We start from the raw sequence: 22,471 nt of genomic DNA on the forward strand, positions 1-22,471 counted from the left end.
ACCCCTTGAGTTGTCTGAGGAGCTGAGTTGTCGTTACTGTACCCGCATGCTGCAGCACGGGCTCCTCCTCGGTTGCCGCTGCGGGGTCTGAAGCGACCGGCACCCCGCAGCGGGTGCCGGGCTGCGCCGGTCGTGTGGTGACCGACCGAAAGAAGCTCCCGCATCATGGAATCCCCCTTCTCCGGCACGACGTTCCCCACCCTGCGCATCCCCTCCGGCGACCTTCCGGCGGACGCTCCGCGCTGGAACCCCCAGCGCCCGAGCGCCATGCCCCACCAGCGCTACCTGCCCGTGCAGGAACGGGTCGCCCTCCCCCTGACGGACCGCACCTGGCCGTCCCGGAACCTCGAACGGGCCCCCCTGTGGGTGCCGGTCGACCTGCGCGACGGCAACCAGGCGCTCGCCGAGCCCATGGACACCGCGCGCAAGCGCCGGTTCTTCGACCTCCTGGTCACCATGGGCTTCAAGGAGATCGAGGTCGGCTACCCGTCCGCCAGTCAGACCGACTTCGACTTCGTGCGGCACCTGGCGGAGAGCGGTGCGGTCCCCGACGACGTGACGATCTCCGTGTTCACCGCGGCCCGCGCCGATCTGATCGACCGGACCCTGGCCTCCGTCGTCGGTCTGCCCCGCACCCTCGTGCACCTCTACACCGCCACCGCACCCACCTGGCGCAACGTGGTCCTGGGCCGCTCCCGGGACGAGGTGCACCGACTGATCCGGGACGCCGCCACCCACGTCCTGCGCGGTGCCGAGGCCCAGGCCGGCGCCGACATCCGCTTCGAGTTCTCCCCCGAGGTCTTCAACCTCACCGAACCGGACTTCGTCCTGGAGGTGTGCAACGGCCTCACCGAGCTGTGGGAGGCCAGCCCCGACCGGCCGGTGGTCCACAACCTGCCGGCGACGGTGGAGATCGCCACCCCCAACGTGTACGCGGACCAGATCGAGTACATGCACCGCCACCTGGCGCGCCGCGAGTCCGTGATCCTCTCCGTCCACCCGCACAACGACCGCGGCACCGGCGTGGCCTGCGCCGAACTCGCCGTCCTGGCGGGCGCCCAGCGCGTGGAGGGCTGCCTGTTCGGCAACGGGGAACGCACCGGCAACGTCGACCTGGTCACCCTCGCCCTGAACCTGCACGCCCAGGGCGTCAACCCGATGGTCGACCTCTCCGACATCGACGCCGTGCGCGAGGTGGTGGAGCACTGCAACCGGCTGCCGGTGCACCCCCGCCACCCGTACGGCGGCGACCTGGTGCACACGGCCTTCTCCGGCACCCACCAGGACGCGATCTCCAAGGGCCTGACCCACCACGCCAAGCAGGCCGCCGAGGCGGGCCTGCCCGTGGAACTGGCCCCGTGGTCGGTGCCCTACCTGCCCATCGACCCGGCGGACATCGGCCGCACCTACGAGGCCGTCATCCGCATCAACTCCCAGTCCGGCAAGGGGGGCATCGCCCACCTCCTGCGCACCCACCACGGCCTGGACCTGCCCCAGGCGATGCGCCCCGACTTCTCCCGCGCCGTGCAGCGCACCACCGACACCACCGGTCAGGAGCTCTCCCCCAAGGAACTGTTCGAGCTCTTCCGCACGACCTACCTCTCCCCGGCCCTCGACGGGCCGGTCCGCCTGGACTCCTGGAGCGCCACGGAACCCCGCCCGGGCGAGCACCACCTCACCGGCGTCCTGCACGTCGACGGTGCGGAGCGGACCTGCCGGGGCACCGGCAACGGGCCGCTGGCCGCCCTCGCGGACGCCCTGCGCACCCTGGGCATCGACATCGATGTGCTCGGCTACAGCGAGCACTCCACCACCAGCGGCCCGGACAGCCCCGCCGTCGCCTACGTCGAGTGCCGCGTCAACGGCGTCACCCGCTGGGGCGCCGGCTGGGACACCTCGGTCCTGACCGCCTCGGTCCACGCCGTGATGGCCGCCGTCAACCGGGTGGGACACCCCGCCTCGTGAACGCGCTCCCCGTACTCCGGGTGCAGGACGCGGAGGTCGTCCGCGACGGCAACCCCATCCTGCGCGAGATGTCGCTGACGGTGCGGGCCGGCGAGCACTGGGCACTGCTCGGGTCCAACGGCGCCGGCAAGACCACCCTGCTCAGCCTCCTCGGTGCACTCACCCATCCGACCCGCGGCACCGTCGAGGTGCTCGGCCACCGGTTGGGGCGGGTGGACCTGCGCCAGCTCCGCTCCCTGGTCGGCCACGTCAACCCGCGCCACGACCTGCGCTCGCCCCTGCGGGTCCGCGACGTGGTGCTGACCGGGCTGACCAACACCACCGAGCGGGTGCCCCGTTGGGAGCCGACGCCCGCGCAGCGGACGACGGCCGACCGGCTGATCGACCTGCTCGGCCTCGCCGACCGGGTCGGCGCACGCTGGCCGACCCTGTCGCAGGGGGAGCGCGGGCGCACGCTGATCGCCCGGGCGCTGATGCCCAGTCCCCGGCTGCTGCTGCTCGACGAGCCCGCCACCGGTCTGGACGTCGCCGGCCGGGAGCAACTCATCGACCGGCTCGACACGCTGCAACGCGCCCACCCGGAACTCGCCTCCGTCCTGGTCACCCACCACCTGGAGGAGCTCCCCCCGGGCACGACCCATGTGATGCTGCTGCGCGACGGGCGCTGCCTCGCCTCCGGCACCGCCGACGAGGTCCTGACCAGCGACCGGGTGAGCGCGTGCTTCGACCACCCCGTCCGGCTCACCCGCGTCGACGGCCGGTGGAACGTGCGGGCGAGGCGTTCGGTCGGACCGCTCGTCGACTGAAGCCGGGTCGCGGTCGGTGCCCGCACTCCGGGGTGCACCGACCGCGACCGGTCCGCTCAGGTCAGCTGTTCCTCGGCCCGTTCGACGGCCCCGCGGGCCCGTTCCCAGTCCCCCTCGAAGTGGTCCGCGAGGGCGTGCAGCCACCGCTCGACGCCGAAGCCGACGCAACTGGTGGAGACCGGGCCCCCGCCGGCCAGCGAGATGGCGCAGCGTTCGCCGAAGAAGGTGTGGTGCGTGTTCACGGAGGCGATCGCCAGGTCCTTGTAGACGTACTCGTGCTTGACCGGAACGATCTGCTGGAAGGCGGCGCGCGCGCCGGCCCGGTCGTGGAAGGGGTCCGAGGCCACGCGGCGTTCCAGCGGCAGACCGATCTCACCGGCCAGCGCGTCCAGGAACCACGCCGAGTGGTCGAGGTGGGCCGCGGTGCGTTCCGGGGTTCCCAACGCCACCACCTCGCGCATCCGGAACGCCTTCAGACGTCGGATCCCGTCGTAGTGGCTCTCGTTGCGGAAGCACTGTCCTTGCAGGGTCACCAATTCGACCTCCCGGGACACCTGCCGGTTCCGGTAGTGGAGGTACACCCCGTAACAGGCGCTGGACGGAAGGGCCAGGTCCGCCGGACCGAGCGAGGCCGGAGGGAAGGCGCCCGATGCGGCCTCCCGTTCGATCCGGTCGTTCCCGGCGACCTCCAGGGCGGAGGAGACGAGGGCGAGGTGGGGGAAGTTCCGGTAGACGTCGAGGACGGCCAGGTCGGTGACCGGCAACAGCGGCGGAACGGTCAGGGCGACCGCGCCCGCTCCTCGGGCCCATCGGACGTGGATGCGGTCCAGCGTCTCGGCGAGTCGTGTCGGCTCCTCCTCCAGTGCGACAAGCCCTTCTGACACCCGGACGCCGGTCGTGATGCTCATCAGCAACTCCTCGGGGGTGATGCCTCGTCGGGTGGGGAAGACCCGTCGGCGGCAGCGGGGCGGATCGCCTGGCGGGTCACGCCGCGGTCACTCGTTCGGGTGGCGACGGACAGGGGCGCGTCATGCGTGCGTGGAGCCCAACACCCCTTGTCGGTGCGGACTTTCCGTGCTCCGCGGCACTCGCTAAAGTAACACCTCTGAGGACCTGAGCACCTGAGTGGTTTTCGATCTCGCCACCTCCGAACGGAACAGACTTTTCATGAAAAAGGGACAACTCGGCTTCCTGACCGGCACCCATGCGGTCAACGACCTGTACCAGGGCGCGATCCCCGCGCTGCTGCCGTTCCTGATGTCCGAGCGCCACTACAGCTATGCAGCGGTGTCCGGTCTGGCCTTCGCGTCGAGCGGGCTCTCCAGCCTGTTCCAGCCCCTGTTCGGCGTCCTCTCCGACCGGAAACCGCGGAGTTGGCTGGTGCCGGCCGGGTTCACCACCGCCGGTCTGGGGGTGGCCGCGGCCGGTCTGGCGCAGAGCTACCTGATCACCTGGATCTGCGTGGCGCTGGCCGGCATCGGCATCGCGGCCTACCACCCGCCCGCCACGAGCCAGGCGCGCGCCGCCGGGGGCTCCTCCCAGAAGGCGATGAGCGTCTTCTCCGTCGGCGGGACGGTCGGCGGGGCCCTCGCACCCCCGTTGGTCACGCTGGTGATCGGCTCGGCGGGCTTCGACGGCAGCCACCTCCTGGCGGTCCCCGCACTGGTCATGGCGGTGCTGTGGGCCCTCAAGGGGCCGTGGATGCGGCGGCACGGCCACACCGAGGCGCCCGCACTGACCGCCGTCGCGTCGGCGAAGTCCGCGGCCGACGGCGCCCCGCGGACCGACGACTGGTCCGCCTTCGGCCGCCTGGTGGTCGTCATCATCGGCTGGTCCGTCCCCTTCGTGACCGTCACCACGCTGGTGTCCCTGTACGCCCAACGCGACCTGGGCGGGTCCGCGGCGGCGGGCGCCGCCGTGCTGACCGCCTACACCGCGGCCGGGGCCGTGGGCACCCTGCTGGGCGGCTGGGTGGGCGACCGGTACGGGCGGATGACCTCGGTGCGGCTCGGCTACCTGACGGCGCTCCCGGCCCTGTTCGGCATCGCCTGGGCGCCGACGTACCCGGTCCTGGTGCTGAGCGCCACGCTCTTCGGCGCGGCGATGTTCCTCCCCTTCGCCGCCCAGGTCACCCTCGCGCAGGACTACCTCCCGCACCGCCCCGGCACGGCCAGCGGCCTGACCCTGGGGTTGGCGATGGCGGCGGGCGGCCTGTGCTCCCCCGCATTCGGCTGGTTGGCCGATTCCAACGGGCTGCGGTCCGCCTTCTCCACCCTGCTCCTCATCTTCGTCGTGCCCGTCCTCCTGTCGCTCAGGCTCCCCGACCGCGTACTGGACTCGTCTCCCCCGCAGCCGTCGGAGTTGACCGAGAAAGAAAATATCGGCAGGCAATGAGAATCTCGGCCATCTCTCAAGAGAAATAATAATTGATCCGTCAACTCTTGCCCAGAATATGAGATGGCTATTGAAGTCCGCACCACCGCTACGTACCGTTCATCACGGACCCGAAAAAGCTCGACCAAAGCAATTGCACACAGACCCATAAGGTCCGATGCATGTAATCCGCGCGTCGAAAAAACGGGAGTCCGAATGAAGATCGACTGGGATGAGCACGAAGAGCTGAAGGCAGAAGGGATCGCGCTGTCGAGACGATTCACCTTCGGCCAGGAGATGTCCTGCCTGAAGGTCGTCGCCGACCAGTCCGGAGACCTGAACCTCCCGCCGCACTGGCATGAGAACGAACAGTGGGTCGTGGTCACCGAGGGATCCATCCGCTTCGTCTGCGAGGGGACGGAGTACGAGCTCAACGCCGGCGACGTGGCCTACATCCCGGCCCGGAAGCGCCACACGGCCACCTTCGTCGGAGCGGAGGGGGCCGTCCTCCTGGAGTTCTCCGCTCCCCCGCGGCTCGACCTCGCACCCGGTTCCCTCGTCCCGTCGTCCATGGTGTTCGACGAGAACCCGTCGGAATGACCCGTCGATCGTCAACGACCACTGGGGGACGGATCGTGCAGAGCAGTGTGTACGGAAAGGGAACTCCGGAGACCACCGTCCACGACGCGTTCGGAAACGTCGCACGGGAGTTCCCGGACCGCGCCGCCGTCGTCTCCTCCGACCGGACGGTGACCTACGCGGAACTCGCCGCCGAGTCCCGGAGGATCGCCGGCCACCTGGTCGGACTCGGCGTACGGCCCGGCAGCATCGTTCCCGTCGTGGCCCGCAGGTCGCCGGAGCTGGCCGCAGCGCTCCTCGGCATCCTCATGGCCGGCGGCGCGTACGGCGTCCTGGACGCGCGGTGGCCGGCGTCCCGCACCGCCCGGCTGCTGCACGACATGCGGTCCCCGGTCGTGCTCACGGACGCCTCGGGCGCCGCCCTCCTCGACGGGGCCGGCATCGACCACACCACCTTCGACGCACTGCGCGGGACGACCTCGGGCACCAGGCCGGTGGACCTTCCCGAGGTGTCGCCGGACTCCTGCGCCACGCTCTTCTGGACCTCGGGCAGCACCGGCAGCCCCAAGGCCGTCATGTCCCCGCACCGGGCCACCACCAGGCTGTTCACCCCGCACGGCTTCATGGACTTCGGCGACCGTCCGGTGATGATCCACGCGGCGGCGGTCGCCTGGGACGCCTTCAGCCTGGAGCTGTGGAGCATGTTGCTGAACGGCGGAACCGCCGTCACGCACCAGGACGACCTCCTGCTCCCGCCCGCGATCCGCAGGTACGTCCGCGACGCGGGCGCCACCCACCTCTTCCTCACGCCCTCGCTCTTCGACGTGATCGCGGGCGGGGACATCGACTGCCTGCGCGGTCTGCGTGCGGTGCTCCTGGGCGGGGACCGGCCGTCTCCGGCGAGTTGCGCCAAGTTCCTCGACGCCCACCCGGACATCGAGTTGTACAACGGCTACGGCCCCGTCGAGTCCTGCGTGTTCGCCACGGTCCACCGCATCACCGAGGACGACACGCAGCGGGCGTCCGGCATCCCGGCCGGGCTGCCCGTGCCCGGCACGGAACTGCACGTCGTGCGGGACGGCACCACGGTCCCGCGGGGCGAGACGGGCGAGATCGCGATCGGCGGTTCGGGGCTCGCCCTCGGATACCTGAACGCACCGGCGCAGACCTCCGCCGCCTTCCGGAACGTCTCGACCACCGGGGCGGACCCCGAGGAGGTCCCGGTCTACCTGACCGGCGACCTGGGCCGACTCGACGACTCCGGCGTCCTGCACTTCGCGGGACGCAAGGACACCCAGATAAAGATCTCCGGGCACCGGATCGAGCCGGCCGAGATCGAGTCGGCGATCCACGCCCTGGGCAGTGCGCGATCGGTCGCCCTCCCCATTCCCGATCGCAGCGGAACGCCGCGCATCATTCTGTTCGCCGAAAAGCCGGCAGAGGTCATCACCGAACGGGAAGCGCATGAGCGGCTGAGGGAAACGCTGCCCGCCTACATGGTGCCCGCCAAGGTTCATTTCGTTTCTTCGATGCCGCTCCTGGAAAACACCAAGATAAACAAGCGGGAGCTCTCGGCTCGTTTCGGCTACAGCTCCTGAGTGCCCGCTCGGATTCCCTCATCGCACGTGCCAGAAACTGCGCACAGCAAAGGAATCACATTGAGCACACAGAACGTCACGGAAGAGAGATTCTCCGTTGCGCTCGAATCCATCCAGAGCAAGCGGCGGATCGAGCGGGTCCTGGAGGCGGCGAACGCCCTCCTCGACCGGTACGCGACCGAGGACGACCCGGACGAGCGCCTGCGGCTCGCCTTCGAACTCATCCGGCGGAACTTCGCCCCGGACGTGGCCGTCCGCCTCGGGGACCTGACACTCGGCGCGGCCACCACCTCCTCCGCACCGCCCGACGAGACCGAAGGGGAAACGTTTTTTCACTGCCCGGTCCACGGGCGCGACGGTCAGGTCGGGGCACTGACCGCCCGCTACGTCCCACCGGGCCCCCTGGGGCTCTCCCCCGCCGAATGGCACACCGCGATGCGGTTGGTGACGGGCATTGCCGGCCTGGGCCTCGGGGGGCGGGCGACATGTCCGCGGTAGCGGCGGCGGCCGCCCCGGCGCACCTGCTGTCACAGCCGTACTGGTACCGGCTGTTGCCGAGCGGCACCGACGTGCACCGGTTGGACGACGGGCTGTTCGCCGTCACGGGCAACGCGGCCGTGCAGGAGGCCCTCGCCCACCCCGCGATCGTGGCCGAGCACCCGCTCAAGGCCAGCGCGCGCGCCTTCGGTCCCAACGTCCTCGACGCCGACGGACCGAGCCACCGGGCGTTCCGTGCGCTCCTGGCACCGATCCTCTCCGCGGGACGCATCGAGGAGTACAAGCGCGCCCTGATGCCCGGACTGATCCGCGAACTGGTCGACGGCATCGCGGGCGTCGAGACCGCCGACTTCCACCGCACCTTCGCCCACCGGGTGCCGTACGGCATCGTGTGCACGATCCTCGGCATCGACACCTCCCTGGAGGAACGGTTCCACGAACTGACCCGTCCGCTGGCCCGGCTCCTCGACTACCCCACTCAGGAGACCGCCCAGACGCACGCCAACGTCGCCGAGTTGCTGCAGCTGGTCGAGGAGCAGCGGGTGGCGGGGTCCGCGGGCCCCCGGTCCCTGTTGGCGACGATCGAGCGGACCCGGGACCGCAAGGGCATCTCGCTGACCGACGGCGAGGTGCGCTCGACGGCCCTGCTGTTCTTCCTGGCCGGCACCGAGACGAGCAGCGCGTTCATCACCTCCCTCGTGTACTGCATGGGGCGCGGCGTCTTCGGTCTGGACGAACTGCACGACGAGGCGGCCCGGGACGACTACATCGAGGAGACCCTCCGGCTCTACCCGCCCGTGCAGACGGTCGTCCGGTTCGCGAGCGAGGACCTGACGGTGCAGGGCGTGCCGGTGCCGCGGCACTCGGCGGTGCTGGCCTCGGTGGCGGGCGCCAACCGCGATCCGAGGGTCTTCGAGCACCCCGACCGCTTCCAGGTCGACCGGAGCAGGAAGGGGTCCGTGCCCTTCGCCGTGGGGGCGCACGCCTGCCCGGGGGCGATGCTCGCGAAGACGGAGTTCTCCCTGCTCATCGAGGAGGTCGTCCGCCGTTGCTCGGACGTGGTGATCACTCGTGACCGGCTCGGCATGGAGAGCCAGTCGTTCTCCCACCCCACCGATTTCTCCGTCGAGTTCCTGACCAGGTAACGGGAAGAGGGCACTGTGGAAAGCAAGATTGTCATGCTGCGCAAGTGGCTCGGCGACCTGCACGAGGAGCCGCTCGACATCCAGGACGACACCGATCTGATCCAGTCCGGCACGGTGACCAGTCTCCAGTTCGTCCAGATGGTGATCGAGATAGAACGCCTCCACGGGCAGAAGCTGGAACCGGACGTGATCAACATCGAGTCGATGCGCACGCTCACGTCCATCGACACGGCCGTCTTCCAGGCCGGCTGATGGGCGCGGGAGCCACCCGGGTGGCCGTGGTCTCCGGCACCTCGTCCGGGATCGGGGCGGCGGTGGCCGCGGAGTTCCTCCGCCGTGAGTACACCGTCGTCGGTCTGTCCCGCCGGGGCAATCCGGCCCTCGCGGAGCAGGACCGGTACCTCGACCTCGTCGCCGACCTGCGCGACGCCGATGCCGTGCGGGCCGCGCTCGGGTCCGTGGCCGGCACCACCGGGAACGGGATCCACGCCGTGGTGCTCAACGCGGGCGCCTCACCCGATCCGGCCGACCTCGTCAAGGTCGAGTGGCGGGTGGCGGCCGACGCCTACGAGTCCAACGTCCACACGGCCCTCAACCTGGTCCAGGCGACAGCGCCGTCGCTCGGGGCGGACGGTGGCGGCTCCCTGACCTTCGTCGGGGCCAGCCTGGCCAACGGCTACCGGCCGGAACGCTGGGCGTACGCCGCCAGCAAGGCCGCGATGACCACCCTGATGCGGGCGTGCTCGGTCGAGTTCGCCGACCAGGGCGTCGTGGCGAACGAAGTGCGTCCCGGCCCCGTGGCGACCGCCATGACCATGGCCGGGCTGGACGGCGAGGTCAACGAGCAGCTCATCCGCGCCGTCAACGCGGGGTTCAAGACGGACTGGCTCAAGTCTCCGCGCACCGTGGCGGAGTGGATCGTCACCATCGCCGAGTTCCCGTCGAACGGACCCACCGGTCAGATATTCAACTACAGCCGCAAGGTTCTGTAACCGCGAGAAAGGCAGGCAGACCATGTCCAGCTACCCTTCTTCCGTACAGCTCCTCGACCTCTTCAACTGGGCCTCTCCCGGCATGCTGGTCACTGACGCCTCGGGCGCCGTGGTGCTGGCCAACAAGGCCGCCACGGAACTCCTGGGCAACGGTGCCGCGGTCGGCACCCAGCTCGCCGGCGTCCTGGGCATCGACGACCACGACGCGCTCCGGACGGCCGGGGCGCCGGTGGAGAACCGCGAGGTCGCCTTCGCGCACCCCGACTTCGCCTCCGGGTACGCCAACCTCGGTTTCGGCGAGGTCAACGGCACCACCCACGGCTTCTGGGCCCTGCGGCCGATCACCACGCACCCGACGCCCTCGCCCACGGCGGGGGAGGGTTCCTCGACCGCGCAGGCGTGGATCCGACAGGTGGACCAGTCCAACGAGTCCTACCTGCCGGTCGGTGAGGAGGCGGTCGAGCTGATCCGGGCGTACTACGACCACTGCCCGGTCGCCATCCACCTGATCGAGGAGGACGGCACGGTCGCCCACGCGAACTGGAAGGACATCGCCATCGTCGGGGCGAGCGAGCAGCCGGACTCCTACGTCGGGCACCACATCCGCCGCATCTACGCCGACCAGGACGTGGTCGAGGACTTCCTGGGCCGCTGGGGCGAGGACGCGCCGATCATCGACTTCCGCGCCGACTTCCTCAACAAGGGGGCCCGCGTGCCGGTGGTGATCTTCTCCACGGCCAAGGTCGAGGACAACAAGCTGCGGAACACCCGCTGCTTCGTGTTCCCCGACAGCCACCCGGACCGCAAGCGGGACAAGGTCAAGGCGCTGGACCTCAACTTCTGAGGCGCGAAGCGCCACGGGTCGCGTTCCGGACCGGCGGCCACCGGTGCCGTCGGTCCTGCCCGCCCCGCCCCGCTCCCCCGGGGCGGGGCCGCGCGACCACCACGCCGGGCCCGGCGAGCACGCCTCGCCGGGCCCGTCCGTGCTCCCCTCCGTCACCACCCGCGAAGGAGCTCACGCCGTGAAGACGATCGGCTTCCTCGGCCTCGGCACCATGGGCAGCCCCATGGCCGTCAACCTCTGCGCGTCCGGCCACACCGTGCGCGGCTGGAACCGCAGCGCCGGCAAGGCGGGGCCCCTGCTCGCGGCGGGCGGTCGGACCGCCGCGACGGTGGGCGAGGCGGTCCGCGGGGCCGATGTGGTGATCACCATGCTCCCGGACGCCCCCGAGGTCGAGGAGGTCGCCTACGGCCCCGAGGGGATACTGGCCAACGCCCGGCCCGGGGCCCTGCTGATCGACATGTCCACCATCGCTCCGCGGAGCTCGATCAGGCTGGCCGGCACCGCGGCCGAACGGCGGGTCCGTGTTCTGGACGCTCCGGTCGCGGGTGGCGAGGCCGGGGCCGTCGCAGGCACCCTGTCGATCATGGTCGGTGGGGAGGCCGACGACTTCGAGGAGGCCAAGCCGGTCTTCGAAGCCCTCGGCAGGACCGTCACGCACTGCGGTGCCCACGGTCTCGGCCAGACGGTGAAGGCCGCCAACCAACTCGTCCTCGCGGTCACCATGCAGGCGTGCGCGGAGGCCGTGGTGTTCCTGGAGAAGTCGGGGGTGGACCTCGAAGCCGCGCTCGACGTGCTGAGCGGCGGCCTCGCCGGGTCCAACGTCCTCACCCGCAAGAAGGACAACTTCCTGCACCGCGACTACACGCCCAGCTTCGCCCTGGGGCTGCACCACAAGGACATGGGCATCGTCCTCGACACGGCCCGCGCCCTCGGCGCGGCCCTCCCCCTCGGAGGGGTCACCGCGCAGCTCCTGGCGTCCGCCGTGGCGCGCGGAGACGCGGCCCTCGACCACTCCGCGCTGCTGCGCGGGGTCGAACTCCTCAGCGGCCACCAACGCCCCTGAGGGCGCCGCCCGGGAGGACGGCAGGGCGCGGCCACCCCGAGGGCACTCCGCCCGTCTGCGGGGCTCGGCGCACCACCGGGTCGTGGCCCTGCTCCGGGCGCGGATTCACTTCCGGCGCGCGCGCTCCAGTTCCCGGGTGAACTCCTCGGCGCCGCTGCCGAGGAGGGCCTTCTCCAGGCTCCGGTCGTCCGGGTGGGAGAAGCGTTCGCCGCGTGCCACGTCCTCCTCGCCGAGTTCCCGGCCGCACCACTCGCCCCGACCGGCGGTGCCCTCGTCGAAGGGGACGGCGGCGCCTTCCCCGAGGACGGTCCAGCGGCCCCCGCTCCAGCGCAAGGCGAGCAGATAGGTGTGTCCGGCCTCCAGGCGGGGTGCGTTGCCGGCCTTGTTCTTGGCCCGCCGGTCCTTGGGCCGGAACACCCGCCAGCCGGGGGCGGTCAGCTCGAACTCCTCGCCCATCGTCCGGCCGGGGCTCCGGGTCGACCACAGGACCTCGTCGGCGCGGAGGGTCAGCGCGCGGTCGGTCCGGTACCGGACGGGGTTCGGCGGCGGGAAGTCCTTCCGGTTGACCTCGCGTTCCCTCACCGGGGTGGCCACGACGACGTGGTCGGCGTGGTCGACCCAGTCCCGGGCGGTCTGGGACGGGTAGGGGTCGCCGGCGTAACCGCAGCCGGGCACGGTCTCCAGGCTGGTGTCGCCGACGAACACCCCGGCGACGATCCCGGCGAGCGCCAGGGCGGCGGCGATCCGACCGGGCAGCCTCTCGACGAGGTCCACGGCCGGCACCGCTAGCCCACCTCCCGCGGGGCCCGCGGCCGAGGTGCCCGGACGGGGCCGGTGGGCCGCGCGCCACGGGCGCGCGGACACAGCCGCGACGAGGCGGAGTCCCTCATAGTGCATTCCCCCATGACGTGTGGCGTGCCGCGGGGCGAACGTGGTCAGGGCCCGCCGGGCACGGCACCACCCTAGGTGCAGGGCTCCCCGCCCGAACGCACGCACGAGGATCGTCCTGGCGTGAAAGCGACCTCAGGGCCACCGGTGGACCGGTGTCCGCCCCGGGTGTCGCCCCCGCCGCTCCCGGGCACCCGTGCCGCCCGCGGCACCGCCCGCTGGCCGGCTCCGCTGGGGCGGGGCGGCTCGGTCGGGAACCGCAAGCCCGTCGCGTTCCCCCAACCGCCGTGCCACGATGGGGACATGCGATGGGCAATCGAGGAGTCCCTCGACCCGGCGTCAATGCTGGCCGAAATCAGAACGGTGCGCCGCGAGGGTCTGACCCGGTTGCGCGAACTGGAGGTCCCGATGCTGCGCCGCGCCGCGGCCGGCGCTGCGGAACGCGACCCGGTGGCCTGGCCGTTGGCCGTCGAGGGAGTGCTGCGGACCGCCGTGGAACTGCTCGGCGAGGGCGATCTGCGGGAGGCCGCCGAGTGTTCGCTGGGCATCCGGCCGGCCCTGCGGGGCCGGCCGGCCGCCGATCGGCGGCGGCTGGCCGCCCGGGTCTACGGGGTGAGCACCGAACGGTTCCGCAAGTTCCAGGAGTTGGTGGTCCTCGGCCAGGTGGCCGAGCGGGTGTGCTGGCTAGCCGGGCACGGGGCGGACGGCCGGAGCCGGGGCGAGGAACGGGCCGCCGCGCTACCGGCGCCGGACCTCCAGCACCAGTGGGTCGAGCTGCGCGGGGGCGGGCACCGGGCGCGGGTGCTGCTGCACGTCCATCCGGTGGAACTGGTCCGCGGGGTGGACGTGTTGGTGGCCCCGACCAACACCCATCTGGAGCTGCCCGCCGTGTACAAGGGCTCGGTGTCGGCCGCCCTGCGGCGCGCCGCCGCCGTGCGGGACCCGGCGGGCACCGTGCTGCGGGACGCGGTCCAGGAGGGCCTGACCGCCTGGCGGCGGCGGCACGGCCTGACCCACCCGGTCGATCCGGGGACGGTCGTCCCCACCGAGCCGGGCGCCCTGGGCCGGCAGGGCGTGCGCCGGATCTACCACGCGGCGGTGGCCATCCCCCGCACCGGTTCCAACGACTACGACGTCCTGCCGCGGGACGTGGTCGCCGCCGCCGCCGCTGCCCTCGACCTGATGGACCGCGAAGCCCCTTCGTTCGCACCCACGCTGCGCTCGCTCTGCTTCAGCCTGCTGGGGGCCGGGCGGGGCGGGCTGCCGGCGCGGGAGAGCGCGAGCGCCCTGTGGCCGACCCTGGCCCGCGCCGCCGCGACGGGCCGCGAGGTGCACCTCGTCATGCGTCGGCCGGCGGTCGCGGCGACGGTGTTGCAGGTGCTGGGCGGTCGGCTGGTGGCGGACGCCGAGGGGCGGAGCGTCTCCGGCTGCGACCGGGTGGTGCGGGAGGCGGCACCGTGAGCTCCTGGGAACTGCTGGGCTCGTTCGCCGCCCGCTGGCAGCTGCTGGCGCACCGGCTCCCCCCGTCGGTGCGGCGGGAACTCGGCGTGCTCCTGGCCGGCTTGCGGACCGAGGGCGCCGCACGGGAGGAGTTGGCCGAGCGGGCCGTTCGGTTGGTGCTGGCCGCCCTGCCCGAGGAGGAGGCGGCCCGACTCCGTCCGGACCCGGACCCCTCCCGGCTCTCCGGGCCGCCGGACGCGGCGGCCGCCGGCTTCGACGCCCTGGACCTGTGCATGCTGGTCGTCGACGGCAACCCGATGGTGGGGCCGCTCCTCGGGCCGGTCCGCGAACGGCTGTTGAGCGCCCCCTCGCTGTCCGCACAGCAGGTGGCCGCCGGCGGAGCGGACCCGGCCCGCGGGCGGCTGATCGCCCTGTCGGACGCCCGCGGACGGCGTCGCTACCCGGCGTTCCAGTTCACCGCCGGGGGCGCGCCCCGGGAGCTCGTGGTCCGGGTGAACGGGCTCCTGCGGGCGGCCGAGGACCCGTGGGGCTCCGCCGACTGGTGGCTCTCGGACCACCCGTGGTGGGGGGAGCCGCCCGCGGCCTTGTTGGGAACCGGTCGGGAGGCCGCGCTCTGGGCGGCGGCCGCCGCCGCGGGCGGGGCGGAGGAGGACTGAGGTGCCCAACCAGCCGCCGCCCGCCGCCCCGCCGGGCGTTCCGCACCGGGCGGCCCTACCCGCCGGCACCCTGGTGTACCGGGTGCACGCCTCCCACCGGTCCGCCTCGGCGTTCAACCCGGTCCCGGCGCAGGAGCTGTACGGGGGCGGCCGGTTCGACGGCACGCCCCGCGCGCCCTTCGGGTTCCTGTACGCCGGTTTCGGCGTGGGCTCCGCGGTGAGCGAGGTGCTGCTGAGGTCGCTGCCCTTCGCGCCCGACGGCGGGCTCCGTCTGGTGCCGCGGGTCGCGGTGGCCCGGCGCAGCCTCTCCGTCCTGCGGTTGTCCACGGACGTCGAGGTGGTGTCGCTGATGTCGGGCGGCGACCTCGCCGCGGTGGGGCAGGACTCGTGGCTGATCCACGCGGAGCATCCGGAGTACCCGCAGACCCGGGACTGGGCGCGTTGGATACGCGAGCGGGCCGCGCCCTGGGCGCAGGGCTTCGTGTGGCCCTCGAAGCGGGAGCCCGCCGACCGGGTGGCCGTGCTGTTCGAGGACCGCTGTCCGAAGGGGGTGTTGGAGCCGGCCCCGACGCCGCCGATCGACTTCGCGTCGCCGCGGGGCGAGCGGTGGCTGAACCAGGTCCTCCTGGGCTACGGGGCCCGGGTGGCCCCCGCCCCGGCCTGACCAGGCGGTGCCGGGTCAGGCTCACCACCCGAGCGGCTCGGGGACCACGGTGCGCAGGGCGAGGTCGGCGGTGCCCCAGTCGCCCGGATCGGTGAAGGGCCGACCGGCGTCGCGCCCGGCGTCGCGGGCGGCGACGCGCAGCAGGGGCTCGGGGTCCGGGCGGTTGCCGCGGGCGCCACCGGGCGCGAGCGGGGGCAGCAGCAGGGGCTCCAGGGCGAACTCGTTCTCCGCCACGATGAGTTTGAGCCAGTCCCGGACCTGGGCGCCGGGTCGCACCGGACGGTTCTCGGGCAGGTAGAGCCAGACCGGGTCGCCCCGCAGTGCCTGCGCCGTGCCCTGGGAGCGGATGAAGTCGCCCTCGTACAGTTCGTGCGCGATGCCGTGGCTGTCGGTCAGGTCGAGCAGGGTGCACCACAGCGTGCGGTCGGACCGGTTGTGCAGGGTGATGCGGACCTGCGGGGGACGCCCGTCGGCCGTGTACTCGTGGATCGACTCGCCCAGCACGCTCTCGCGCCGGCCGCCCCGGAGCGGTTCGACGGTGAGGTGGACCAGTCCCGACAGCGAGGGGTCGGGGTTGGTGAGGTCGCGCACCCGGTGCCACTGGGCCAGGTGCGCCAGCGAGGCGATGACCTCGGCCAGGTCGTCGGCGTCCCGGAGCGGCTGCGGGGGCAGCGGGCGGACCTCGTCGTGGATGCGTGCGGTGCCCCGGAGGACCTCGACCCCGAGCGGGGTGCCGCCGGCGCTGGTGGCGAGCAGGGGGTGGGCCGCCACGGCGGCGGCGAGCGGGTCGGCCCACGCGCGGTCGCCGGTGACGGTGACCGCGGCCGGCGGGAAGGCCAGCGCGGAGGGCACCACCGGGGTGGTGCCGCGGGGGTCCAGGGCTTCGGCGAGGTCGCCCAGGGGCTCGACCGTCGACCGCTCGGCGAACACCTCCCGCACCACGGCGGTGCCCGTCCGGCCGGACGCCAGCCGTGCGGTGAACTCGCCGCCGGCGGCGCGCAGTCCGTGCACCGCACCGCAGTTGACCGTCCAGCAGCCGCGTTCGCGGCGCAGTCGGAACCGGGAGACGGGCGTGCTGCGGCCGTCTCGGAACCCCTGGTCGCCCACCCCGTGCAGGGTGGGGTGCTGCCGTCCGGTGCCGTCGTCCGCCCGGACCGCGGCGAGGTCGAGCACCTCCCGGCAGGAGGCTCCCGGCCCCAGGTCGGCGAGGGCGTCCAGCAGCGCCTTGCTGAAGACGCCGTGCACGGGGTCGGTCCCGGTCTCGTAGGCGGGTTCGTCGAGCCGACTGGCCGCCAGCAGCACGTGACGGCGGGGACCGGCGGCGGGCCCCGCCGTGGACCCGCCGGCACCGCGCTCGGCCCGGCGGTCCCAGGAGGGCTGCCAGGGGACGCTGCGCACCCGCGGGTCCTCCTCCCGGGTGGCGCCCCCCGAGTAGCAGCAGTCGAGGACGGCGACCACGTGCGCCCCGGTCGCGGCGATCCCGTCGAGGAGGTCGCCGAGGACGTCGTCGGTCAGCGCCTGCCCGTCCGCGCCCTGGCTGTCGTGGCAGACCAGGGCCTGGGCCATGCCGGTGGCCTCCCGCCCGTCCGTGCACGTCCGGCGCGAGCCGTGGCCGCTGAACCACAGGAGGGCGGTGTCCCCGGGGCCGCTGGCCCCGAGGTGCGTGTCGATCGCCGCCACGACCGCGTCCAACCGGGCCTCGGAATCGGCCAGTACCCGGACGGCGGCCCGGGTGTCGGGGAGGGAGCGCACCCAGCGCTCCGCCGCGGCGATGTCGTTGCGGCAGCCGCGCAGTGGCTGGATGGCGTAGGCGTCGATCCCCACGAAGAGGCAGTTGACCTTCTGCATGGGAACGAGCCTGACACCGGGCCTTGGGCACATGCAGGGCGAATCCGGGTCACCCTCCGGTTAGGTACGACGAAATGGCTTATTCCGTCGCCGTGTTGGGGTTCACTGGGGGCGGCAGTCGCACCGCACCGTACGGAACGCGCCATCGACCGTGCCGTGCTCCGTCGCGTACCGCCCCGCCCCCGTGCACCACCGCGCGCCCCTGCCGGGACCGCCCCGGGCGGCCCGTACCGACCGCATCGCCCGCCCCGTCTCGGGGCGGTGCGCTGGGAGGACACGATGACCAGTACGAACCCACCATCCGGCAACCCCTACGGCCCGCCCGGTGCCGGCCCGTTCCAGGGCGGCGGGACGGCGGGTCCGCCGCCCCCCGGCTGGGGCGGGCCGGCTGCGGTCCCCGGCGAGGGGTGGGGGCCCGGCGCCGTGCCGGAGCCCGCGCCCCCGTACCGCGAGTGGCGTTCGGTGCGGGAGTTGTTCCAGCGCGTCCCCGGCTGTGTCAGTGCGTTCGTGCTGCTGGTCCCGCTGGGCATCCCGATGCTCACCTCGTACGCCCTGGTCAGCTCGGCGCGGAACCGGGCGCACGCCGTGTTCACCCACGCCCACCGGCCGGTCGACGACGTCCCGCTGGCGCGGGTGAAGCGGCTTCGGGCCGTGCTCGCCGTGCTCGCCTCCTCCCTCTTCCTGTTCTCCTACGGCTCCCAGCAGGACTACGAGGAGGTGGTGGCGGGCGGTGCCGCGCGGCTGCTGGTCGCGCCCTGGCTGCTGGTCGTCACCGCGCCGCTCCTGGTGTACCTGTTGATGAGATGGGCCTCGGAGGGCGAGTACGCCCGCATGCGGAGCCAACTGCGCACCCCGCTGGTCACCTTCGCCCAGTACGTCGGCGCCCTCTCCACGGTGCCGCTGCTCGTGTTCGGGTTCTCCGCCCTCGCGGAGGCGACCGGGGACAACGCCCTGCTGGGCTTCCTGGTCGGGCTGACCGGCGTGGCCGCGCTGCTGTGGTCCCTGGCCTTCGCGTTCTTCGCCTCCGTGGTGGTCGTGCGCAGCGGGTTCGGCACCAGTGGCGTCCACCAGGCGCTGCCCGCCCTGTTGACCACCCTGCTGGTGTGGGAGTTCGTCCCAATCGGCGCCGCGCTGTCCGGACTCCCGCCCGGCCCGCTGCCGCTCGCCCTGCTGTTCCTGCTCGGCGGGCCCCTCTCGGTCACCGCCGTGGCCTGGTGGGAGGTGCACCGGCTGACCGACCGGCACGGCGTGGTGCTCCGGGCCTGACGGCCCGCGGCCTCCGCGATCCACCCCGACCGGCACTCTCCCAGGGACACCCTCGTGACCGAGCACCGCCCGCCCCCGCTGCCGCCGCCCCCGCGGGCCGCCCACGACGCCTCGCGGTGGGAGCGCGACCTGCTGCTGACCCGGGCGCAGCGGTCCGTCGAGGAGGCGACGGCCCGGGCGCACTGGCTGGAGTTGGGGCTGCTCTGCCGGGAGCGGCTGGCCGCCGAGGAGGACCCCGAACAGGCCGACTACGACCGGGCGTTGGCGCGTGCCGCGCTGGAGCGCGCTCTCGCCCCGGGCGGCCCCGCCCTCCCCCTGCGGCCGGACGGGCTCCTCACCCTGGCGGAGCTGCTGCTGAGCGAGGAGCGGGGCCCGCGCCCGGAGGCCGTTCCGGATCGCGTCGACGTGCTGCTGGCCGAGGTCGAGGAGGCGTCGGCGCCGGCCGGGGACGAGGAGTGGGCCCGTCACTCCATACGGCTGCGGACGCGGGCGGCCGTCCTGCGCCGGTGCCGCGAGGGGGCCCGACCGGCCGACGAGGCGGAGCTCGGACGGCTCCGGGCGTTCGTCGCCGCCCCGGCACACCTCGCGGCGGCGGACCCCCGGGACCTGGTGACGCTGGTCTGCTTCCTCGTGGACCACCCGGCGCCCGGCGGCGACCCCGGGGAACGGGAGCGGACCGTCCGCCGGTTGGAGGGGGCGCTCCGCGACCGGGGCGTCGACCCCTCCCCCGTCCACCTCGCCCGGCTGAAGCTCGCGGCGGGGTTGCTGGACCGCGCGCCCCACCAGCCGACCGAACTCCTGGCCGCCGCCCGGTGCGCGGCCGGCGTGCTCGACCTCACCACGGCTCCGGACCCGGTGCTCTCCGCGCACCTGCTGCGGTCCGTCGCACGGGCCCGGCTGCTCGCCGGCGGCGGGGACACCACCGATGCCGCGGCGGCCGGCTTCCGCGCGGCGGCCACCGGGGGCACCACCGTCTCGGCCGAACCGCGGCACTGGCCCCGCAGCGTGGACCTGCTGCTGGGACCCGTCCCGGACGTGACCGCGTCCTACCGGCGCTGGCAGGAGGGCGCCGACCGGGACCCGCACCACCTGGCGCACGCGATGTTCCTGCTGCGGTACTCGCCCGACCTCGACCCCGACCGGACGGCGTTGGCCGGGGAACGGTTGGACGCCCTGCTGGCGGCGTGCGACCGGACGGACGGTGCGGACCGCCCGACCGCGGAGCTGGCGAAGAGCGTCGCCCTGGCCCACTACGGGGCGATGCACACCGGCCCGCTCCAGGACGCGGCGGCCCGGGCCGCGGACGCCGCGCGCCGGGGCCTGTACCCGGACGGCACGCAGCCGGCGGGCGCCCGGGCCCTGGCCGGTCTACAGACGGTCCTCACCCTGTTGAACGGCTGCCTCAACGGCGGACACGACGAGGTCGCCGCCGGGCTGCGCGCCCTGGCCGAGTGGGCGGACCGCGCAGAGGCGGCGCCCCCCGCCGACCGCGAGGGACTGCCGGACCCCGCACTGCTGCGCAGCGCCCTGTCGCTGCTGCGCCCGCTGGCCCCGGGCGCGTCCCCCGAGGCGCGCACCGCGGCGATCGCCGCGGTGCGCTGGGAGGACCTCGGCCTCGCTGCCGACCACCCGGTACGGACCGCCCTGGACGCCTCGGTGGCGCTGCTCACCGCAAGCCCGTCGGCCGCGTCCACCCCGATGGACCCCGCGACCGCCGCCGAGTTGGTCCGCACGACCGAGGGGACGCCGCCCCTGCTCCGCGCCCCGCTGCTCGCCGCGGTCGGCACCGCCTGGCTGACCCGCGCCGGGCGTCCGCCGGGTGACCGCACGGCACTGCGCGGGGCCGGGGTGCTGCTGCGCGCCGCCCGGCGGGCGTCGGCGCCCGGTGACCAGAACTGGCTGCTGACGGGTGCCCTGTTGGGCTTCCTGGGCTGCGCGGAGGCGGTGCTGGGCCGTCCCCGGCACCGGCGCGGACGGCTCGACGGGGCGATCGAGCTGTTGACCGGGACCCACCGGGAGACCCACGGGCCGGAGCACCCCCTGCGGGCGAAGGTCGGGTTCCTGCTCGCCGCGGCGCTGCGCCTGCGCGGGGACGCCGCCGACCGCGCGGAGAGCCGGCGGATCGCCGCCGGGGCGCTGCGGTCCACGGCGTACGCGGTGCTGTTGCAGTCCGGCACCGCCGAGGCGGCGGTGGAGGCCGCCGAGGCGACCGGCAGCGCGCTGACCGTGGCGCGCTGGTGCCTGGCCGACGGGGTTCCGGCCGAGGCGGTGGCGGCCCTGGACGCCTGCCGCGGTCTGGTGCTGCACGCGGCGACGACCGCCCGGACCGTGCCGGGACGGCTCTCCGCGGCCGGGCACGGGGCCCTGGCCGCCCGCTGGTCGCGGGCGCTGGCCGCCGGCACCGCACCGCCCAGCGCCCTGCGCCGGGAGGTGCTGGAGGCGCTGTCCGCCCTGGACGGCGACGGAGCGGACCGGCTGCTCACCCCGCCCGGGGTGCCGCGGATCGCCGCGGCGCTCGGGGACCTCGGGCGCGATGCCCTGGTGTACCTCCTCGCCGCGCCCCCGGGGCCGTCCGCCGCGTCGGCGGCCGGGGCCGGGGTCGCGGTGCTGTCGGACGGCCGGATCGTCGTGGTGCCGCTGCCCGGCCTGCACGAGGCGGCGGAGCCCCTGCGCCAGTACCTGACGGGCCGGGGCGGGGCCCCCGCCCGTGCCGTACCGGGGTCGGCGGGGCGGGGGCTCGGCGGCTTCGACCCGGTGGCGGCGCTCGACGGGCTCGATGCCGGCGGACGGCCCGGGTCGGCCGCACCGCGCGACCTGGGCGCCGGGCCCGGGAGCCGGCGCCGCCCGCTGGCCCAGCGGTTGGACCGGGTGTGCGCCTGGGCCTGGGACGCGGCCGTCGCCCCGGTGCTCGCGGCACTGGGGCCCGAGGTGCCGGCGGGGCGGGAGCCCCGGCTGGTGCTGACGCCGATGGGCGACCTGTCGCACGTGCCGTGGCACGCCGCCTGGCGCCCGGACTCCGCGGACGGGCGCCGGTACGCCCTGGAAGGGGCCCAGTTCACCTACAGCGCCTCGGCCCGCCTGCTGTGCGAGGTCGCGGGGCGCCCGGCGGGCCCGCCCGCCGAGGCCGCTCTGGTGGTCGGCGATCCGACCGGGGACCTGCCGTACGCGGGCCGGGAGGCGGCCCTGGTGCGCGCGGCCTACTACCCGCGGGCCGTCTTCCTCGGGCGGGCCGGGGGCGTCCCCGGTGCCGGCCGGGGAACCCCCGCGGAGGTGCTCGACTGGCTCCGGTCCGGCGCCGGTCGGGGCGGCACCCTGCACCTGGCCTGCCATGCGACGGTGGTCGAGGGCGTGCGGCACAGCGCCGCCCTGCTGCTCGACGGGGGCACCCTGTCGGCCGAGGACCTGACGGAGGCGGCGGACGGCGCCCTGGACGCCGGCCCCGCCCTGGTGCTGTTGGCCGCCTGCCGCAGCCATGTGTCGGGGCGCGGCAGCAACGAGGCGTACACCCTGGCCACGGCGTTCCTCACGGCCGGCGCCCGGTCGGTGGTCGGCTCCCTGTGGCGGGTGCCGGACGCGGCCACCTCGCTGCTGATGTTCATGACCCACCACTACCTGCGTGCGGAGGGGCGGGAACCGGCCGAGGCGCTGCGGTCGGCGCAGCGGTGGATGCTGGCCCCGACCCGGGTGTTGCCCCCGCACGCGCCACCGGAGTTGGCCCGGCTGGTACCGCGCATCGTCGCCGACGACCTGAGCGCCTGGGCGGGCTTCCTCGCCACCGGCCGCTGACCGCGGGGACGGGCCGTCGAACCGGTGCCGTCCTCGTCA

The 22,471-nt window shown here is 73.8% G+C and carries 19 protein-coding genes; 16 read left to right on the plus strand and 3 right to left on the minus strand.

The window, feature by feature from the left end; genetic code table 11:
• The first annotated feature begins 165 nt into the window (after positions 1-165).
• Positions 166-1,965 (plus strand): 2-isopropylmalate synthase, encoded by a 1,800-nt coding sequence (gene leuA / locus ABT092_RS05160; RefSeq protein ID WP_351239923.1) that lies wholly within the window; start codon positions 166-168, stop codon positions 1,963-1,965.
• On the plus strand, positions 1,962-2,771 hold the full coding sequence (locus ABT092_RS05165; RefSeq protein ID WP_351239925.1) for an ABC transporter ATP-binding protein: 810 nt from the start codon (positions 1,962-1,964) through the stop codon (positions 2,769-2,771). The genes leuA and ABT092_RS05165 overlap by 4 nt, the downstream gene beginning before the upstream one ends.
• A 56-nt stretch (positions 2,772-2,827) precedes the next feature.
• On the opposite strand, the gene ABT092_RS05170 is transcribed toward ABT092_RS05165, so the two are convergent.
• Positions 2,828-3,679 (minus strand): class-II aminoacyl-tRNA synthetase family protein, encoded by an 852-nt coding sequence (locus ABT092_RS05170; protein ID WP_351239927.1) that lies wholly within the window; start codon positions 3,677-3,679, stop codon positions 2,828-2,830.
• A gap of 259 nt (positions 3,680-3,938) precedes the next feature.
• Between ABT092_RS05170 and ABT092_RS05175 the strand changes: the two genes are divergently transcribed.
• From ABT092_RS05175 to ABT092_RS05215, 9 genes are all read left to right on the plus strand, one after another.
• Positions 3,939-5,165, plus strand: coding sequence for an MFS transporter (locus ABT092_RS05175; protein ID WP_351239929.1), 1,227 nt, complete (start codon positions 3,939-3,941; stop codon positions 5,163-5,165).
• Between the two features lie 195 nt (positions 5,166-5,360).
• On the plus strand, positions 5,361-5,744 hold the full coding sequence (locus ABT092_RS05180; protein WP_351239930.1) for a cupin domain-containing protein: 384 nt from the start codon (positions 5,361-5,363) through the stop codon (positions 5,742-5,744).
• 35 nt (positions 5,745-5,779) lie between these two features.
• Positions 5,780-7,321: an amino acid adenylation domain-containing protein gene (locus tag ABT092_RS05185; protein WP_351239931.1), complete on the plus strand. Its 1,542-nt coding sequence runs from the start codon at positions 5,780-5,782 to the stop codon at positions 7,319-7,321.
• A gap of 60 nt (positions 7,322-7,381) precedes the next feature.
• Positions 7,382-7,819, plus strand: a complete 438-nt coding sequence (locus ABT092_RS05190; RefSeq protein WP_351239932.1) for a hypothetical protein — start codon at positions 7,382-7,384, stop codon at positions 7,817-7,819.
• Positions 7,807-8,964: a cytochrome P450 gene (locus ABT092_RS05195; protein WP_351239933.1), complete on the plus strand. Its 1,158-nt coding sequence runs from the start codon at positions 7,807-7,809 to the stop codon at positions 8,962-8,964. Before ABT092_RS05190 ends, ABT092_RS05195 begins: the two co-directional genes overlap by 13 nt.
• Before the next feature lie 15 nt (positions 8,965-8,979).
• Complete coding sequence (locus tag ABT092_RS05200; protein WP_351239934.1) at positions 8,980-9,216, plus strand: acyl carrier protein; 237 nt, start codon at positions 8,980-8,982, stop codon at positions 9,214-9,216.
• The gene (locus ABT092_RS05205; RefSeq protein ID WP_351239935.1) at positions 9,216-9,956 is read left to right on the plus strand and encodes an SDR family NAD(P)-dependent oxidoreductase; all 741 of its coding nucleotides are present in this window, start codon (positions 9,216-9,218) and stop codon (positions 9,954-9,956) included. The genes ABT092_RS05200 and ABT092_RS05205 overlap by 1 nt, the downstream gene beginning before the upstream one ends.
• A gap of 22 nt (positions 9,957-9,978) precedes the next feature.
• Positions 9,979-10,800 carry a PAS domain-containing protein gene (locus ABT092_RS05210; protein WP_351239937.1) on the plus strand — a complete coding sequence of 274 codons (822 nt, stop codon included), beginning with the start codon at positions 9,979-9,981 and terminating at the stop codon, positions 10,798-10,800.
• 178 nt (positions 10,801-10,978) lie between these two features.
• Complete coding sequence (locus ABT092_RS05215) at positions 10,979-11,863, plus strand: 2-hydroxy-3-oxopropionate reductase (protein ID WP_351239939.1); 885 nt, start codon at positions 10,979-10,981, stop codon at positions 11,861-11,863.
• 105 nt (positions 11,864-11,968) lie between these two features.
• Here ABT092_RS05215 and ABT092_RS05220 read toward each other — a convergent pair whose 3' ends face one another.
• The gene (locus ABT092_RS05220) at positions 11,969-12,646 is read right to left on the minus strand and encodes a hypothetical protein (protein WP_351239941.1); all 678 of its coding nucleotides are present in this window, start codon (positions 12,644-12,646) and stop codon (positions 11,969-11,971) included.
• A 408-nt stretch (positions 12,647-13,054) separates the two neighbouring features.
• Here ABT092_RS05220 and ABT092_RS05225 point away from each other — a divergent pair, with 408 nt between their 5' ends.
• Genes ABT092_RS05225 through ABT092_RS05235 form a run of 3 tightly spaced genes read left to right on the plus strand, consistent with a single transcriptional unit; the run spans position 13,055 to position 15,532 of the window.
• On the plus strand, positions 13,055-14,212 hold the full coding sequence (locus tag ABT092_RS05225) for a macro domain-containing protein (protein WP_351239943.1): 1,158 nt from the start codon (positions 13,055-13,057) through the stop codon (positions 14,210-14,212).
• Positions 14,209-14,868, plus strand: a complete 660-nt coding sequence (locus ABT092_RS05230; RefSeq protein ID WP_351239945.1) for a hypothetical protein — start codon at positions 14,209-14,211, stop codon at positions 14,866-14,868. Before ABT092_RS05225 ends, ABT092_RS05230 begins: the two co-directional genes overlap by 4 nt.
• Before the next feature lies 1 nt (position 14,869).
• The gene (locus ABT092_RS05235) at positions 14,870-15,532 is read left to right on the plus strand and encodes an RES family NAD+ phosphorylase (protein WP_351239947.1); all 663 of its coding nucleotides are present in this window, start codon (positions 14,870-14,872) and stop codon (positions 15,530-15,532) included.
• A 21-nt stretch (positions 15,533-15,553) separates the two neighbouring features.
• Here ABT092_RS05235 and ABT092_RS05240 read toward each other — a convergent pair whose 3' ends face one another.
• Entirely contained in the window at positions 15,554-17,380 is a 1,827-nt protein-coding gene (locus ABT092_RS05240) for a caspase family protein (protein WP_351239949.1), read from the minus strand.
• A gap of 279 nt (positions 17,381-17,659) precedes the next feature.
• On the opposite strand from ABT092_RS05240, the gene ABT092_RS05245 reads away from it, so the two are divergent.
• Both ABT092_RS05245 and ABT092_RS05250 read left to right on the plus strand, forming a co-directional pair.
• Positions 17,660-18,646 carry a hypothetical protein gene (locus ABT092_RS05245; RefSeq protein WP_351239951.1) on the plus strand — a complete coding sequence of 329 codons (987 nt, stop codon included), beginning with the start codon at positions 17,660-17,662 and terminating at the stop codon, positions 18,644-18,646.
• Between the two features lie 54 nt (positions 18,647-18,700).
• Positions 18,701-22,432 (plus strand): CHAT domain-containing protein, encoded by a 3,732-nt coding sequence (locus tag ABT092_RS05250; RefSeq protein ID WP_351239953.1) that lies wholly within the window; start codon positions 18,701-18,703, stop codon positions 22,430-22,432.
• The last annotated feature ends 39 nt before the right edge of the window (positions 22,433-22,471 follow it).

The organism is Streptomyces sp. NPDC002490 (assembly GCF_040296045.1).
GTDB lineage: Bacteria > Actinomycetota > Actinomycetes > Streptomycetales > Streptomycetaceae > Streptomyces.

Coding starts and splice junctions, on each gene's coding strand:
- leuA (WP_351239923.1), top strand. CDS start 166: ATGGAATCCCCCTTCTCCGGCACGACGTTCCCCACCCTGCGCATCCCC.
- ABT092_RS05170 (WP_351239927.1), bottom strand. CDS start 3,679: ATGAGCATCACGACCGGCGTCCGGGTGTCAGAAGGGCTTGTCGCACTG.
- ABT092_RS05175 (WP_351239929.1), top strand. CDS start 3,939: ATGAAAAAGGGACAACTCGGCTTCCTGACCGGCACCCATGCGGTCAAC.
- ABT092_RS05180 (WP_351239930.1), top strand. CDS start 5,361: ATGAAGATCGACTGGGATGAGCACGAAGAGCTGAAGGCAGAAGGGATC.
- ABT092_RS05195 (WP_351239933.1), top strand. CDS start 7,807: ATGTCCGCGGTAGCGGCGGCGGCCGCCCCGGCGCACCTGCTGTCACAG.
- ABT092_RS05205 (WP_351239935.1), top strand. CDS start 9,216: ATGGGCGCGGGAGCCACCCGGGTGGCCGTGGTCTCCGGCACCTCGTCC.
- ABT092_RS05210 (WP_351239937.1), top strand. CDS start 9,979: ATGTCCAGCTACCCTTCTTCCGTACAGCTCCTCGACCTCTTCAACTGG.
- ABT092_RS05225 (WP_351239943.1), top strand. CDS start 13,055: ATGCGATGGGCAATCGAGGAGTCCCTCGACCCGGCGTCAATGCTGGCC.
- ABT092_RS05240 (WP_351239949.1), bottom strand. CDS start 17,380: ATGCAGAAGGTCAACTGCCTCTTCGTGGGGATCGACGCCTACGCCATC.
- ABT092_RS05245 (WP_351239951.1), top strand. CDS start 17,660: ATGACCAGTACGAACCCACCATCCGGCAACCCCTACGGCCCGCCCGGT.